Genomic DNA, 14,979 nt, shown 5'->3' with positions numbered 1-14,979 from the left:
ACCATGGTGCGCCGCGTCCTCGCGCTGACGGCCGGCCGGTTCGCCGTCACCGTCCTCGCCGTGATCGCCCTGCTGGCCGTCCTCGGCCCGCTGATCGCCCCTCACGACCCCTTGGCCACCAGCGAGAACACCCTCGCCGGCGCTTCGGGCGCCCACTGGCTCGGCACCGACCACCTCGGCCGCGACGTGCTGAGCCGCCTCCTCGACGGCTCCCGCGTCAGCGTGCTCGGCTCCCTCGAGGTGGCCCTGACGGCCCTGGTCGTCGGCACCGTCCCCGGCATCCTGTCGGTCTACCTGGGCCGGGTCTTCGAGTGGATCACCCTGCGGCTGGCCGACACCCTGGTCGCGCTGCCGTTCCTGCTGTTCGCGGTCGCCGTGATCGCCCTGCTCGGCAACGGCCTCACCCAGGCCATGCTCGTCACGGGCGTCCTGGTGTCACCGCTGTTCTACCGGGTGTCGCGCGCCGCCACGCTCGCCGTGGCCCGCTCGAGTTACGTCGAGGCCGCACTGATCTCCGGCGCCTCCCTCGGCATGGTGATCCGCCGGCACGTCTGGGTCAAGGTCCTCCCGCCGATCGCGGTTGCCCTCGCGCAGACCGTCGGCGTCGGCTTCGTCATCGTCTCGAGCCTGACGTTCCTCGGCATCGGCGTCCAGCCGCCCGAACCCACCTGGGGCGGCCTGCTCGCCTCCGACCTCGGCTACCTGAGCCACCGGCCCTGGGCGCCCGTCGTCCCCGCCCTGCTGATCATGGCCACGGTCTGGGCGAGCAACCTGCTCGCCGACGCCGTCCGTGACGTCTCCGGCGAGGCGGGACGCGCCCTGACCGACCGGCGCGGGGCCCGCGCCGACCGTTTCGACCCGCCCGACCCCGCTCCCGCCGGAGGCGCCCGATGACGACCCTGTCCGACGAGCTGGCCCCCCAGGACACCCGGGCCGACGCCTTCGCCGCAGAGGACCGCCCGCCCCTGCTGGCCGTCCGTGACGTGCGTATCGGCGACCGGACCGGCGACCGCGAGATCGTCCACGGAGTGACCTTCACGCTCACCCCCGGCAAGGCCGTCTGCATCGTCGGCGAGTCCGGCAGCGGCAAGACGCTCACCTGCCGCGCCGCCCTGGGCATCCTCCCCGAGCACATCGAGGTCACCGGGGGCTCGATCGCCCTCGACGGCACCGACATCGCCACCCTCACCCCGCAGCGCTGGACCGCCCTGCGCGGCGCCACCATCAGCGCCGTCTTCCAGGACCCGGCGTCCTACCTCAACCCCTCGATCAGGGTGGGCGCACAGATCGCCGAGGTCGTCCGGGTCAAGAAGGGGGCGAACCGGCGCGCGGCACGCCACCGGACCCTGGAACTGCTGCGGGCGGTGCACCTGCGCGACCCCGAACTGGTCTACGGCCAGTACCCCCACGAACTGTCCGGAGGCATGCTCCAGCGCGTCCTCATCGCGGCCGCCGTCGCCGCCGACCCACGGATCCTCATCGCCGACGAGGCCACCACGGCACTCGACGTCACCGTGCAGGCCGAGATCCTCGACCTCCTCGCCGACCTGCGCGACCGGCTCGGTCTGGCGCTCGTCCTCGTCTCCCACGACCTGGCCGTCGTCGCCCAGCTGTGCGACGAGGTCCTCGTCATGCGCCGGGGCGAGGTCGTCGAACAAGGACCCACCCGTTCCGTCCTGCACGAACCGCGGCACGCCTACACCCGGCTCCTCGTCGACGAGCACGAGCAGTACGGCCTCGACAGGTTCCTCACCGCCAAGGAGGCATCGTGACCAGCCGGACACCCGACGCCCGGCCCACCGGGGAGCCCCGGCCCACCGGGGAGCCCCGGCCCGTGCTGCGCGTCACCGGCCTCGACGTCCGCTACGGCTCGCGCCGACGTGGCCGGCACGCCCTGCGGGGCGTCTCGCTGAGCGTCGCGCCCGGCGAGACGGTGGGTGTCATCGGAGAGACCGGCTCGGGCAAGTCCACGCTGGCCCGCGCCGTCCTCGGCCTCGTCCGCCCGTCGGCCGGATCGATCGTCGTCGACGGGGAGGAGACCACCACCCACGGCCCCCGCCGGTGGCGTGCCCTGCGCCGGCGCGGTGTCGTCCAGTACGTCTTCCAGGACCCCCTGCGCAGCCTCGACCCCGACCTCACCGTCGAGGACTCCCTCACCGAACCGCTGCTCGTCCAGGGCGTGTCCCGCCAGGAGGCCGCCGCCCGGGCCCGCGTCCTCCTCACCCGCGTCCACCTCACCGAGGACCTCCTCGACCGGCTCCCCGGTCAGCTCTCCGGGGGCCAGCGCCAACGGGTCGCCGTGGCCCGCGCGCTGATCACCGAGCCACGCCTGGTCATCCTCGACGAGCCGGTCAGCGCCCTGGACTCCGCCAACCGGGTCCAGATCCTGGAGATCCTCAAAGAACTGCGCGCCGCCGGAGTCGCCCTCGTCTTCATCTCCCACGACCTCGGCTCGGTCGCCGGGATCGCCGACCGCGTGGCGGTGCTGTACCGGGGCGAGCTGGTCGAGTCCGGCCCGGCCCGCCAGGTCGTCGGCGCGCCACGGCACCCCTACACCCGCCTCCTCGTCAGCTCCGCGCCCACCCTGCACACCGCCTCGGCGGACCGCGCCGAACGCGCGGCCCTGCGCGCCCTGCTGCACGGCTGAGTCCCTTCACAGACAGGAAACACCATGTCCCGCAAGATCCACCTCGCGCTCCACCCGTACGGCGTCGGCGGCCCCGGCCAGCACGGTCTGTGGAAGGACCCGCGCGTCGCGAAGAACGCCAGCATCGACATCGACTACTACATCCGCCAGGCCCAGGCCGCCGAACACGCCCTGTTCGACGCCCTGTTCATCGTCGACAGCCAGTTCATCAACGCCACCTACCCCGCCCACTACCTCAACCGCCTCGAACCGCTCACCCTGTTGTCGGCGGTCGCCACCCACACCCGGCACATCGGGCTGGTCGGCACCGCGAGTTCGACGTACAACTCGCCCTTCAACCTCGCCCGCCGCTTCGCCTCCCTCGACCACATCAGCGGCGGCCGGGCCGGCTGGAACGTGGTGACCAGCTTCGACACCGGGACCTCGAGGAACTTCGGGCTCGACGAGCACCTCGACTACGCCACCCGCTACGGCCGGGCCCTGGAGTTCGTGGAGGTCGCCCGCGGGCTGTGGGACTCCTACGAGGACGACGCCTTCCCGGCCGACGTCGAGCGCGACGTCTTCCTCGACCCGTCGAAGCTGCACGAACTCCACCACGTCGGCGAGCACTTCAAGGTGGCGGGCCCGCTCAACCTCTCCCGCTCCCCGCAGGGCCAGCCGGTGATCTTCCAGGCAGGGGTCTCCGAGGAGGGCCGCGACCTGGCCGCGCGGGTCGCCGAGGGCATCTACGCCCCCGGCGGCTCCCTCGACCAGGCACGGGAGTACTACGCCGACATCAAGCGGCGCACGGCCTCCTACGGCCGCGACCCCGAGCACGTCAAGATCTTCATCCACGGCGGCCCCGTCGTCGCCGGCACGGACGAGGCGGCCCGGCGCCGCGAGCGGGAGATCTTCGAGGAGGACAACGACCTCGAACGCAATCTCGCCCTCCTGGGCCGCTCCTTCGGCGCCTACGACTTCGGCGGCCACGACCTGGACGCGCCGTTCCCCGACGTCGCCCACCTCGCCGAGAAGGGCGGCCGCACGGCGGCGACGAACATCATCGAACGGGCCAGGACCGAGAACCTCACTCTGCGTCAGGTCGCCGAGCAGGCGAACGAGTTCCGCCGCTCACCGTTCGTCGGAGCCCCGGAGACCGTCGCCGACGCCGTCGAGCGGTGGTTCGAGGCCGGCACCTTCGACGGCATCAACCTCGCCTTCCGCACCACCGACGAACTCGACCTCTTCGTCGACGGCGTGGTCCCGCTCCTGCAGAAGCGCGGACTGTTCCGCACCGAGTACGAGGCCGACACCCTGCGCGGCAACCTCGGTCTGCCGATCCCCGTCAACCGGCACACCCGCGACCGTGCGCACGGCTGACACCCCCGCTCCCCGCCACGAGCGCGGCAGCAGGGCAGAGCGCCCGACCGAAAGGCCGTCCACCCCATGACCACCGGCACACCGGGCTTCCGGCTCGGCTTCCTCACCCATGTCCAGGGCCGCGACGACGACGTGGCCCGCACCTACCGCAACGCCCAGGAACTCCTCGTCGCCGCCGACGAACTCGGCTTCGACACCGGCTGGGTCGCCCAGCACCACGAACCCCTCGGCGGGGGTGGGCTGTCCGCACCGTGGCCCTTCCTCGCCCACGCGGCGGCCCGGACCACCCGCATCCGCCTCGGCACCGCCGTCACCGTGCTGCCCCTGGAGGACCCGGTCCGCCTCGCCGAGGACATCGCCACCGTCGACACCCTCAGCGGCGGCCGGGTCGAGATCGGCGTCGGCAGCGGCTCCAGCAGCCTGGAGTACGCCGTGTTCGGCCAGGACGCCGCCCGCAAGCGCGAGCTGACGAGCGAACACCTCGCGGTCCTGCGCCGAGCCCTGGCCCACGAGGAGGTCCGCACCCCGGGTTTCCGGATCCAGCCCCGGCCCGGCGACTTCACCGACCGCGTCTGGCAGGGTGTCTTCAGCGCCGAGGGAGCGGTCCACGCCGCGACGGCCGGCTCCCACCTGCTGCTCAACCGGGCCGCGTACGGACACGACGCTCCGACCGACGAGGTCCAGCGTCCCTGGGCGGAGGCGTTCCTCGCCGCCTGGGACCAACCCCGCCGCCCCCGCATCGGCCTGTCCCGCTTCGTCTTCCCCGCCAAGGACCGGCGTACGGCGCTGCGGCACATCGCCGACGACGTCCACCGGGCCGCGCTGCGCATGGCCGGGGGCGGAGCCTTCCCCCAGGGCCTGGACACCGAGGAGGCACTGCGCCGGTTCCACGCCTTCCACGGCTCCCCGGAGGAGATCGTGACGGCACTGCGCCAGGAGAAGACCCTGCCCCTCGCGACCGACCTCATCACCCAGTTCAACCCCGCCGTGCCCGACCTCGACGCCGCGATCCGCGCTCTGGAGCTGATCGCCACCGAGGTGGCACCCGCCCTGGGCTGGAAGCCCGCGGCCCCGACCCCGCCCGCAGGAGCATGAGATGACCGAGCACACGCAGCACCTGGCGCCCGCCGAAAGCGCCGCACGCGCCGGCTACACCGACCACTTCGGTCCCGAGGGCCTGCTCGTGCGCGGCACGGTCGTCGTGGTGCCCGGCCGGGGCGAGACCCGCGCCACCTACGACCGCTTCGGCCGCCGGCTCGCGGCCGACGCCTACCGCGTCCGCGTGGTCGACGCCCCGCAACTCGACGACGGCGACCTCGCCGTCGCCCTGGCCCGCTTCGGCGCCGGGCTCGCCGAGGCCGTCGACGGCACGGCCGGCGACGACGGCCCCGCCCGCCCCGTCGTCCTCGTGGGCGCCGACACCGGTGCCGCCGCGATCGCCGCGCTGCCCGGCGGCACGGGATCCGCCGTCCCGCCCGCCGACGCCGTCGTCCTCGCCGGGCTCCCGGGCCGCGCGACGACCACCTCCGGCACCTGGGACGACGAACTCGATGTCCGCACCTCCTGCCCCACCCACCGCACCACGCTCACCGCGGACCCCGGACTGCGGCGGGGCGCGCTCCACGACGCGGTACCGCAGGCGCTGCTCACGGCGGCCCACGACGGCGAAGTGCCCGTGCCCGCCCTGCTGCTCGTCGGTGACACCGACCCCCTCGCGGACCGCGACGCCCTCGCGCACACCGCGAAGTCGCTGGACCGGGCCCGGCTCGCCGTCGTCCGCGGCGCCCGCCACGACGTCCTGAACGACCTCCAGCACCGCTCCGTCGCGGCCGAGGTCGTCACCTTCCTGGAGACCCTGCGCAACGACCTCGTACCGCAGGTCGCGGTCGAGTCCAGCGCCTGGTGACCGCGTCCTTTGGCACCGCCGGCATCCCGTCCCGCACCTCCGATCCGGAAGGTCCCCGCATGGCCACCATCCTGTCCGTCTCCGGCAGCCCCTCAGTGACCTCCCGCACCGCACGCCTGGTCCGTCACCTGGACGACCGGCTTCGCGGGCAGGGGCACGACGTCACCTCGCTGCACGTGCGCACGCTGCCCGCCCAGGCGCTGCTCGGCGCCGACTCCGGGCACCCGACGATCGTCGAGGCGGCCGCCGTGTTCGAGCGGGCGGACGGCGTGGTGATCGCCACCCCCGTCCACAAGGCCGCCTACTCGGGGCTGCTGAAGGCGCTGCTCGACCTCCTTCCGCAGTACGCGCTGAGCGGCAGGACCGTGCTGCCGCTGGCCACCGGCGGCAGCACGGCCCATGTCCTGGCCCTGGACCACGCCCTGCGCCCGGTCCTCAGCTCCATGGGAGCCGCGCACGTCGTGCCGGGCTGGTTCACCCTCGACCGGGACCTGACCGTCGGTGAGGACGGCACGCTGACCGTCGCCCCGCAGGCCGACGGGGCTCTGGCGGAGGTCACCGACCGCTTCTCGGCCCTGCTGGGCGGCCGCACGGGCGCACTGGCCCGGAGCGCCTGAGCGGGGAGGCCGGTTCGGCCCGCGAACACCCGGCCGTCCTTCACCACGTAGTGCGCGGGGTCGGAGCAGCCGAGGGACGGGGTCAGGAGCAGGCTCACCGTGAGTGGTGCGGGCTCGGTGCTCGCCGTCGAGAACTCGCAGACGGCGCCCCTGCCGGTGAGCGGGTACCAGAACCAGCCGTCCGCATCACCCACGGTGACGCGGTCGGTCTCCTTCCAGGCGCCGCCGATGGGCGTGTACACCTGGAGGCGCACGGACGCGGCGTACCCGTCCTCGGCCGAGCGCAGGGCGGTCAGGGTGATCCTGTAGTCACCGCCGAGCACCGAGGAGGCCAGCTGCCGTGCCTGCGGCGCGGCGGTGCCGGCGGCCGACGCCCCGGCGGTGCCGAGCACGGTCGTCGCGGACAGCGCGACAAGGGAGGCGGCCACGCCGAGGCGCGTGCGGGTCCCGGTGCGGTGGTGGTCGTGGCGGCGAGTCGGTTCCATGTGTTCCCCCCCGCGTGTTCCCCCGCGGAACGTTTTGAGGTGGATGACCAGGATCCCCCGTTCTGCCGGAGAAGGCTCGTGGAACGGCTCGACGGTTGCACGAGGCCTCCCTCACACCCGTGGTCGTCGGCCGGTCCGTCGGTGAACCCGTCCGCAGCCGGTGCCGCATCTGCCCGCCCGGGTCCCCGGGGAGAAGTCGCCCCACCGGCGAGCGTGACAAACAGGGCCGAGCGGGCGTTGAACCTCCCATGGAACATGCCCTCACCGCAGCTGCCCCGCCGACGCCGAGCGACCGTGCGAGCTCGTGGTCCCGTGCTCGTCACGACCGCGGCCCGACGGCCGGACGGAGCCGCCGATGACCGGGCGCAGGCGTGAACACCGGCTGCAGTTCGAGGGGTTCACCTACTTCTGCCGGGTGGCCGAGGCGCCCGCCCCGGTCACCGGGCCGCTCGTCGTGATCGGCGGCATGATGCAGGACCGCGGTTCCTGGGCCAACTACGAGAAACTGCTGCTCGGACACGCCTCACTGGTGACCGTCGAACTCCCCGGCTTCGGCGCGGCCGACCCGCTCCCGGCCGCCCACGGGTACGACTTCCTCGCCGCCGCCCTGCGCCACCTGCTCGTCGAACTCGACCTCCGCGACGCGAACCTGCTCGGCACCTGCTACGGCGGCGCGATCGCCCTGCGCTGTGCCCAGCGGTACCCCCGGCACGTGTCCCGGCTGCTGCTCGGCGCGATGACCGGACGGCTGCCGCAGCCCTATCTCGGCATGATCCCGCGCTGGCGGGCGATGGTCGCGGAGGACCGGCGCGACGAACTCGCCGACAGCCTGCTGGCGACGTTCATGAAGCCGCCCGACCGCCGCATCCCGCGGCACTCGGCCGTCTGGCGGATGCTCAGCCACCAGTTCCGCACCCAGAGCGGCCAGGACCTCGCCAAGGCCTGCGACCACAACGCCCGGATGCTGCTGCACGAGTGGTACGAGCCGATCCCGCTCGATGTTCCCGCCGTGGTCTACACGGGCGAGCAGGACCACCTCACCACCCCGGCCCAGGGACGGCGGCTGGCCCGCGAACTGCGTGCCCCGTTCGCGACGTTCCGCGACGCCGACCACATGTTCACCCTGGAACAGGACGTCGCCCACGCCGACCTCGTCGTCCGGTTCTGCACCGGCGAGCCCTTGACGGACCTGCCCTACCTGAGCTTCCTGGAGCACCCCGCCGACGCGGCCGCGGTCTGACGCGCCGCCGCCTCCCGCTCCGTGCCGGTACCGGGAGGCGGCGGTCGGCCACCGCGTCGCCCCCTGGGCCCGGCCGCCGCGCACCGGGCGTCTAGGGTGCGGTCATGACCTCGCGCGACCACCTCTTCGACATGTTCTCGCTGGACGGCCTGACCGCCCTGGTCACGGGCGGCAGCTCCGGCATCGGCAGGGGCATCGCCGGGGCGCTCGCGCGAGCGGGGGCGAGCGTGGTCGTCGTGGCGCGCAAGGAACGGGAACTCGCCGCCACCGTCGACGAGCTGACGGCGGACGGCTGCCGCGCGGGACGGGTGGCCGCCGACCTGAGCACCCGCGACGGGGTGCGTACGGCGGCGGAGCGGGCCGTCGCGCTGTTCGGCGAGCCCGACATCCTCGTCAACAGCGCCGGGATCAACCTGCGTCCGCCCCTGGGCGAGCTGGACGACGACGTGTGGGACGCGACGATGGCGGTGAACCTGGAGGCCCCCCACCTGCTGGGGCGGCGGTTCGGACCCGGCATGGCCGAGCGGGGCTACGGGCGGATCATCCACGTCACCTCCCAGCAGGCCCACCGGGCGTTCGCCGACAGCGGCGCCTACGGCGTCTCCAAGGGGGCGCTGGAGTCGCTGGCCCGCTCCCAGGCCGAGGCGTGGTCGCCGCACGGCGTCACCTGCAACACGCTGGTGCCCGGGTTCGTCATGACGCCGCTGAACGCACGGCTGTCCTCCGACCCGGAGAAGGTGGCGGCGCTGGCCGCGCGCACGATGGTCGGCCGCAACGGGCTGGCCGAGGACTTCGCCGGGGCCGCCGTGTTCCTGGCCGGCCGCTCCTCCGGTTATGTCACCGGCCAGTCGCTCTTCGTGGACGGCGGCTTCTCCGTCCACTGAGCATCCGGCCACGGGACCGGCTCGTTCCCGCCCGGTGGCCCGGTGGCCCGGTGGCCCGGTGGCCCGGTGGCCCGGTGGCCCGGTGGCCCGGTGGCCCGGTGGCCCGGTGGCCCGGTGGCCCGGTGCCCGCCGGCGCTGCGGCGGCACGGGACGAACGCGAAGGGCGGTCCCGCACCCACGGGTGCCGGACCGCCCTTCGCGTGCCGGGACGTCAGTCCGTGCCGAACTCCATGGCGGCGCGGTCCAGCAGCTCGTCGTCCCCGGTGACCTCGCCGCGCGAGGCGATGGCCTCGGCGCCGCCCTGCGGCATCTCCGGCATGGTGCCGATGAGGCCGGTCGCGGCCGCCTGCGCGGCACCGATGGCCGGGCTGCCGGTGCCGATCAGACCGAGTCCGACGTACTGCTCCAGCTTGGCGCGCGAGTCGGCGATGTCCAGGTTGCGCATGGTGAGCTGGCCGATCCGGTCCACCGGACCGAACGCGGAGTCCTCGGTGCGCTCCATCGACAGCTTGTCCGGGTGGTAGCTGAACGCCGGGCCCGTGGTGTCGAGGATCGAGTAGTCCTCACCGCGCCGCAGCCGCAGGGTGACCTGGCCGGTGACCGCCGAGCCGACCCACCGCTGCAGCGATTCCCGGATCATCAGCGCCTGCGGGTCCAGCCAGCGGCCCTCGTACATCAGGCGGCCCAGCCGGCGGCCCTCGGTGTGGTACTGGGCGAGGGTGTCCTCGTTGTGGATGGCGTTGACGAGGCGTTCGTACGCCGCGTGCAGCAGGGCCATGCCGGGGGCCTCGTAGATGCCGCGGCTCTTGGCCTCGATGATCCGGTTCTCGATCTGGTCCGACATGCCGAGGCCGTGCCGGCCGCCGATGGCGTTCGCCTCGATCACCAGGTCCACGGCGGAGGCGAACTCCTTGCCGTTGATCGTCACCGGGCGGCCCTGGTCGAAGCCGATGGTCACGTCCTCGGTGGGGATCTCGACCGACGGGTCCCAGAACCGCACGCCCATGATCGGCTCCACGGTCTCCACGCCCGTGTCGAGGTGCTCCAGGGTCTTGGCCTCGTGGGTGGCGCCCCAGATGTTGGCGTCGGTGGAGTACGCCTTCTCCGTGCTGTCGCGGTAGGGCAGGTCGTGGGCGACCAGCCACTCCGACATCTCCTTGCGGCCCCCCAGCTCGGTCACGAAGTCCGCGTCCAGCCAGGGCTTGTAGATCCGCAGGTGCGGGTTGGCGAGCAGCCCGTACCGGTAGAACCGCTCGATGTCGTTGCCCTTGAACGTCGAGCCGTCGCCCCAGATCTGGACGTCGTCCTCGAGCATCGCCCGGACCAGCAGGGTGCCCGTGACCGCGCGGCCGAGGGGCGTCGTGTTGAAGTAGGCGCGCCCGCCGGAGCGGATGTGGAACGCCCCGCAGGTGAGTGCGGCCAGGCCCTCCTCGACCAGCGCCGCGCGGCAGTCGACGAGACGCGCGACCTCGGCGCCGTACGTCTTGGCACGGCCGGGCACCGACGCGATGTCGGGCTCGTCGTACTGGCCGATGTCGGCGGTGTAGGTGCAGGGGACGGCGCCCTTGTCGCGCATCCACGCGACCGCGACGGACGTGTCGAGGCCGCCCGAGAAGGCGATGCCGACGCGCTCGCCGGCGGGAAGGGAGGTGAGGACCTTGGACATAGGAAGAGTATGCAGCATCTCGCATGATCATGCAAAGGCGGTTGTTCGCACCGGTGCGCGGCGCCGCGCCGGACCCGTCGGTACGGCGCCGGATCAGTGCCCGGCCCCGGCGTCGGACGTCGATCCGGCGCGGGTCCGGCGCGGTGGGTGCGGGCGGCGACGATCCTGCACTCCGACGGCGACGCCATGGACATCACGGTGCTGGACGGCCGCACGGTCGGCGTGCGCGGCAGGGCGGACGACCGGGTCGGCCACGGGCGGCTGGGGCCGAAGGACCTCTTCGGCCGGCGGGCCAACGCCTCCCCGGACCGGCTGACCACCCCGCTGATCCGCCGCGACGGACGCCTCGTCGAGTGCGACCGGGACACCGCGCCGGACCGGATCGTCACCGGCCGCACAGGCCGGCCGCGACGACGGCCTCCTCGCCCTGACCGCCGTGTGCCACCCGCAGACCCTGCGGCAGATGCGCTGGACCAACACCATGATCAAGATCTTCTCGCCCCAGGTCCTGACAAGTCCGTGAGGCGGCGACGGCCGGGCAGCAGGGCACACCCGCTGCCCGGCGGGAGTGCGAGCGGGCCGCCGGTCCCCGCCCGGTAACCTGGCCTCGTGCAGGCCCCCCGTCTCCGTCGTGTCGCCGTCCTCGTTCTCGAAGGGGCGAAACCGCTGGACGTGGGCATTCCCGCACAGGTGTTCACGACGCGGGCGAGCATGCCGTACGAGGTACGGGTCTGCGGCGCGGCGCCGGGGCCGGTGACCGGCGGCGACGGTCTCTCCTACCACGTCGCGGACGGGCTCGACGCCCTCACCTGGGCCGACATCGTCTTCATCCCCGGCTACCGCTTCCCCGACCGCGACGACCCCCCGCCGGCCGTCGTGGACGCGCTGGTCACCGCCCACGGCCTCGGCGCCCGCCTCGCCGCCATCTCCACGGGCGCCTTCGCGCTCGCCGCCACCGGCCTCCTCGACGGCAGGCGCGCCACCACGCACTGGCACTACACCCGGGCCCTGGCGGCCCGGCACCCGCTGGTGCGGGTCGACGAGAACGTCCTCTTCGTCGACGAGGGCAGCGTGCTGACCTCGGCCGGCGCCGCCTCCGGCATCGACCTGTGCCTGCACATCCTGCGCGGCGACCTCGGGGTGGCCGCGTCCAACCACACCGCCCGGCGCCTCGTCGCGGCCCCCTACCGCAGCGGCGGCCAGGCGCAGTACGTGCCGCGCAGTGTGCCCGAGCCGCTCGGCGAGCGGTTCGCCGCCACCCGCGAATGGGCACTGCGCCGCCTCGACGCCGCCCTCACCCTGACGGTGCTCGCCCGCCACGCGGCGGTCTCGCCCCGCACCTTCTCGCGGCGATTCGTCGAGGACACCGGATACACGCCCATGCAGTGGGTGATGCGCGCCCGTATCGACGCGGCCCGGGAACTGCTCGAACGGTCCGAACGGAGCGTCGAGCAGATCGCCGCCGACGTCGGCCTCGGCACCGGCGCCAATCTGCGGACGCACTTCCAGCGCATCCTCGGCACCACCCCGAGCGAGTACCGGCGCACCTTCACCCAGGGCGGTTAGCGACCCGACCGAGCCTCCCCAGGGCTGGCGCGATCCTTTCGAACCGTGGCGTTCTCGCCGCTGTCCGGCCCCGGGACGGCGCGCGAACCTGGGGGAGCGAACGGAAGGGACACCACACATGACTCGCATCGCCATCAACGGATTCGGCCGTATCGGACGCAACGTGCTGCGTGCGCTGCTGGAACGCGACACCGGCCTCGAGGTCGTCGCCGTCAACGACCTCACCGAGCCCGCCGCCCTCGCCCGGCTGCTCGCCTTCGACTCGACGTCCGGCCGCCTCGGCCGCCCGGTGAGCGCCGAAGGGGACACCCTCGTCGTCGACGGCCGCCGCATCAAGGTGCTCGCCGAGCGCGAGCCGGCCCGGCTGCCCTGGGCCGAGCTGGGCGTCGACATCGTGCTGGAGGCGACCGGCCGCTTCACGTCGGCGAAGGCCGCGCGCGCCCACCTCGACGCGGGCGCGAGGAAGGTGCTCGTCAGCGCGCCCTCCGACGGCGCCGACGTCACGCTCGCGTTCGGCGTCAACACCGACGCGTACGACGCGGACCTGCACACGATCGTCTCGAACGCCTCCTGCACCACCAACGCGCTCGCGCCGCTGGCCGCGGTCCTCGACGACCTCGCGGGCATCGAGCACGGCTTCATGACCACCGTGCACGCCTACACCCAGGAGCAGAACCTCCAGGACGGCCCGCACCGCGACCCGCGCCGCGCCCGCGCCGCCGGTGTCAACATCGTGCCGACCACCACGGGCGCCGCCAAGGCGATCGGCCTGGTCCTGCCGAACCTCGAGGGCAAGCTGTCGGGCGACTCGATCCGCGTGCCCGTCCCGGTGGGCTCGATCGTCGAACTCAACACGACCGTGGCCCGCGACGTGACCCGCGACGAGGTGCTGGCGGCCTACCGCGCCGCCGCCGAAGGCCCCCTCGCCGGGGTCCTGGAGTACTCCGAGGACGCGCTCGTGTCGGCCGACATCGTCGGCAACCCGGCCTCGTCGATCTTCGACTCGGCCCTCACCCGTGTCGACGGCCGCCACATCAAGGTCGTCGCCTGGTACGACAACGAGTGGGGCTTCTCGAACCGCGTCATCGACACGCTCGGACTCCTCGCCGCCGGCTGACCGGCCACGCTCGTCCCGCGCCTTCGCCGGCGGGTCCTGGCCCGCGTCACCAGCCTGTCCTCAGCAGGTGGTTGAGCAGCAGGGCCAGGACCGCCTGGGCGGCCTGCCAGCCACGCGGACGGGGCAGGAACGCGCAGGCCGGGAGCAGCCACAGCGCGAACGGCAGCCAGATGCGCTCCGTCTCCGCCTTGCTCATGCCGGACAGGTCGGCCGCCAGCAGCGCCAGGAACGCCGACGCCGCCAGGAGCGACAGTCGCGCCGCGGCGCCGGGAGGTTCCGGGGCGCCGGGGGCGGTGAGAACCGCGCGCGGGTGCCGCAGCAGCACCCCACCGGCCCGTCCCAGGCCCGCCGCCGAGGCCGGGCCGACGACGAGGACGGTGCAGGCGAGGTTGGCCCACACCCAGTAGCCGTAGGGTCGGACCCCGCCCGCGCCCTGGCGGTAACGGGTCACGAGCAGGCGGTACGCCTCCCACCAGTCGAACCCGGCGAGCGTGAACACCGCCGGCACCACCGCGAACCCGGCGAGCAGTGGCAGGAGGAGTGCCGCGGGACGCTCCCGCACGCGCCGCCGGCCCAGCAGCAGCACCGCCGCGCCGACGACGGCGAACAGGGTGAGGCCGTAGGAGAGATAGCAGGTCAGGCCGAACAGCAGGCCGGAACCGGCCGCCCGTCCGATCGAACGCCGGGCCGACCGGGCGGTGACGGCGAGGACCAGCAGGGTCACGGACCAGGCGGCGACGGCCGCGAAGTACGCGTCGGCCGACGTGCCCATCCACACCGCCGCCGGCGCCACCACGAGGAACGGGGCCGCCCGCCGCGCGAGTTCCTCGCCCGCCAGGGCCCGCACCGCCACCAGCACGGCCACGCAGGCCGTCGCGCCGACCGTGACGCACCAGGCCCCGGCCCAGCCCCCGCCCTGCAGACCGGCCCGGTCGAGCAGTACGAAGGTGAGCGTGGCGGCCGGGGGGTGACCGGCGACGTGGGCGGGCCAGTTGTCGGGCGCGTCGATGAGGATGTGCCCGTCGAAGCCGCGCAGCGCGGCCGGGATGTCGGCGAAGCGGTCGACGACCCGCAGGTACTCGTGGCGCGTGGTGAGCCGGCCGGCGACGCCCCGCCCCCAGCCGTCGACCAGGGCGAGCGAGAGGATCCACGCCGTCGCCGTGCCCCAGGCCGCCGCGAGCAGCGCCCGCCAGGGCAGGCGGGCCGCCACGGCGGGGCCGTACGCCACGCAGGCCACCGCCAGGACGATCGCCGCCGGAGTGCCCGGGCCCACGTGAGGCCCCCAGCTCGCCAGCAACGGCGGCCAGTCGACGAACAGGGTGTGGCGGCTGCGCTGGATGTGACGGCCGATCAGCACGGCCGCCGCCACCAGCAGGACGGCCGCCCCCACGACGTACAGATCGAGGCGCACGCTGCCGGAGCCGGAGCCGGAGCCGGAGCTTGCGTGCGGGGTGCGGGGCCGGGTGGAGCGCGGGGTGCGGGTCACACCGGA

14 protein-coding genes and 1 pseudogene are annotated in these 14,979 nt (G+C 73.8%); 13 read left to right on the top strand and 2 right to left on the bottom strand.

What is annotated here, in order from left to right; all coding sequences use genetic code 11:
• Positions 1–3: 3 nt before the first annotated feature.
• The 10 genes from ACIP5W_RS17675 to ACIP5W_RS17630 all read left to right on the top strand — a co-directional run bounded on the left by ACIP5W_RS17675 (position 4) and on the right by ACIP5W_RS17630 (position 9,138).
• Positions 4–894: an ABC transporter permease gene (locus ACIP5W_RS17675; RefSeq protein ID WP_401473657.1), complete on the top strand. Its 891-nt coding sequence runs from the start codon at positions 4–6 to the stop codon at positions 892–894.
• The gene (locus ACIP5W_RS17670; RefSeq protein ID WP_401473654.1) at positions 891–1,772 is read left to right on the top strand and encodes an ABC transporter ATP-binding protein; all 882 of its coding nucleotides are present in this window, start codon (positions 891–893) and stop codon (positions 1,770–1,772) included. The genes ACIP5W_RS17675 and ACIP5W_RS17670 overlap by 4 nt, the downstream gene beginning before the upstream one ends.
• Entirely contained in the window at positions 1,769–2,647 is an 879-nt protein-coding gene (locus tag ACIP5W_RS17665) for an ABC transporter ATP-binding protein (protein ID WP_401473651.1), read from the top strand. Before ACIP5W_RS17670 ends, ACIP5W_RS17665 begins: the two co-directional genes overlap by 4 nt.
• A 24-nt stretch (positions 2,648–2,671) precedes the next feature.
• Complete coding sequence (locus ACIP5W_RS17660; protein WP_401473648.1) at positions 2,672–4,006, top strand: LLM class flavin-dependent oxidoreductase; 1,335 nt, start codon at positions 2,672–2,674, stop codon at positions 4,004–4,006.
• A 66-nt stretch (positions 4,007–4,072) separates the two neighbouring features.
• The gene (locus tag ACIP5W_RS17655) at positions 4,073–5,101 is read left to right on the top strand and encodes an LLM class flavin-dependent oxidoreductase (protein WP_401473646.1); all 1,029 of its coding nucleotides are present in this window, start codon (positions 4,073–4,075) and stop codon (positions 5,099–5,101) included.
• Position 5,102: 1 nt separating this feature from the next.
• A complete protein-coding gene (locus ACIP5W_RS17650) occupies positions 5,103–5,912 on the top strand; it encodes an alpha/beta hydrolase (RefSeq protein WP_401473643.1) in 810 nt (269 codons plus the stop codon).
• A gap of 59 nt (positions 5,913–5,971) precedes the next feature.
• Positions 5,972–6,529, top strand: coding sequence for an NADPH-dependent FMN reductase (gene ssuE, locus ACIP5W_RS17645; protein ID WP_401473640.1), 558 nt, complete (start codon positions 5,972–5,974; stop codon positions 6,527–6,529).
• 99 nt (positions 6,530–6,628) lie between these two features.
• The gene (locus tag ACIP5W_RS17640) at positions 6,629–6,838 is read left to right on the top strand and encodes a hypothetical protein (RefSeq protein WP_401473638.1); all 210 of its coding nucleotides are present in this window, start codon (positions 6,629–6,631) and stop codon (positions 6,836–6,838) included.
• 531 nt (positions 6,839–7,369) lie between these two features.
• A complete protein-coding gene (locus tag ACIP5W_RS17635; RefSeq protein ID WP_401473635.1) occupies positions 7,370–8,254 on the top strand; it encodes an alpha/beta fold hydrolase in 885 nt (294 codons plus the stop codon).
• Between the two features lie 104 nt (positions 8,255–8,358).
• Positions 8,359–9,138: an SDR family NAD(P)-dependent oxidoreductase gene (locus tag ACIP5W_RS17630; protein ID WP_401473632.1), complete on the top strand. Its 780-nt coding sequence runs from the start codon at positions 8,359–8,361 to the stop codon at positions 9,136–9,138.
• Positions 9,139–9,349: 211 nt separating this feature from the next.
• Here the strand turns inward: ACIP5W_RS17630 and argG are convergent, their stop codons facing one another.
• Positions 9,350–10,804 carry an argininosuccinate synthase gene (gene argG, locus ACIP5W_RS17625; RefSeq protein WP_401473629.1) on the bottom strand — a complete coding sequence of 485 codons (1,455 nt, stop codon included), beginning with the start codon at positions 10,802–10,804 and terminating at the stop codon, positions 9,350–9,352.
• A gap of 96 nt (positions 10,805–10,900) precedes the next feature.
• Between argG and ACIP5W_RS17620 the strand changes: the two are divergent.
• The 3 genes and pseudogenes from ACIP5W_RS17620 to gap form a co-directional block, all read left to right on the top strand.
• Positions 10,901–11,191 (top strand): annotated as a pseudogene (locus ACIP5W_RS17620) (nitrate reductase); the annotation flags it as partial.
• A 222-nt stretch (positions 11,192–11,413) separates the two neighbouring features.
• Positions 11,414–12,370, top strand: a complete 957-nt coding sequence (locus ACIP5W_RS17615) for a GlxA family transcriptional regulator (protein WP_401473626.1) — start codon at positions 11,414–11,416, stop codon at positions 12,368–12,370.
• A 118-nt stretch (positions 12,371–12,488) separates the two neighbouring features.
• Positions 12,489–13,487, top strand: a complete 999-nt coding sequence (gene gap / locus ACIP5W_RS17610; RefSeq protein ID WP_401473623.1) for a type I glyceraldehyde-3-phosphate dehydrogenase — start codon at positions 12,489–12,491, stop codon at positions 13,485–13,487.
• Between the two features lie 46 nt (positions 13,488–13,533).
• Here gap and ACIP5W_RS17605 read toward each other — a convergent pair whose 3' ends face one another.
• Positions 13,534–14,973, bottom strand: a complete 1,440-nt coding sequence (locus ACIP5W_RS17605; protein ID WP_401473620.1) for a hypothetical protein — start codon at positions 14,971–14,973, stop codon at positions 13,534–13,536.
• Positions 14,974–14,979 lie beyond the last annotated feature (6 nt).

It is taken from the genome of Streptomyces sp. NPDC088766 (assembly GCF_044750845.1).
Taxonomy (GTDB): domain Bacteria; phylum Actinomycetota; class Actinomycetes; order Streptomycetales; family Streptomycetaceae; genus Streptomyces.
Note: the sequence above shows the minus strand (reverse complement) of the source record. Positions and strands in the feature narration are given on the sequence as shown.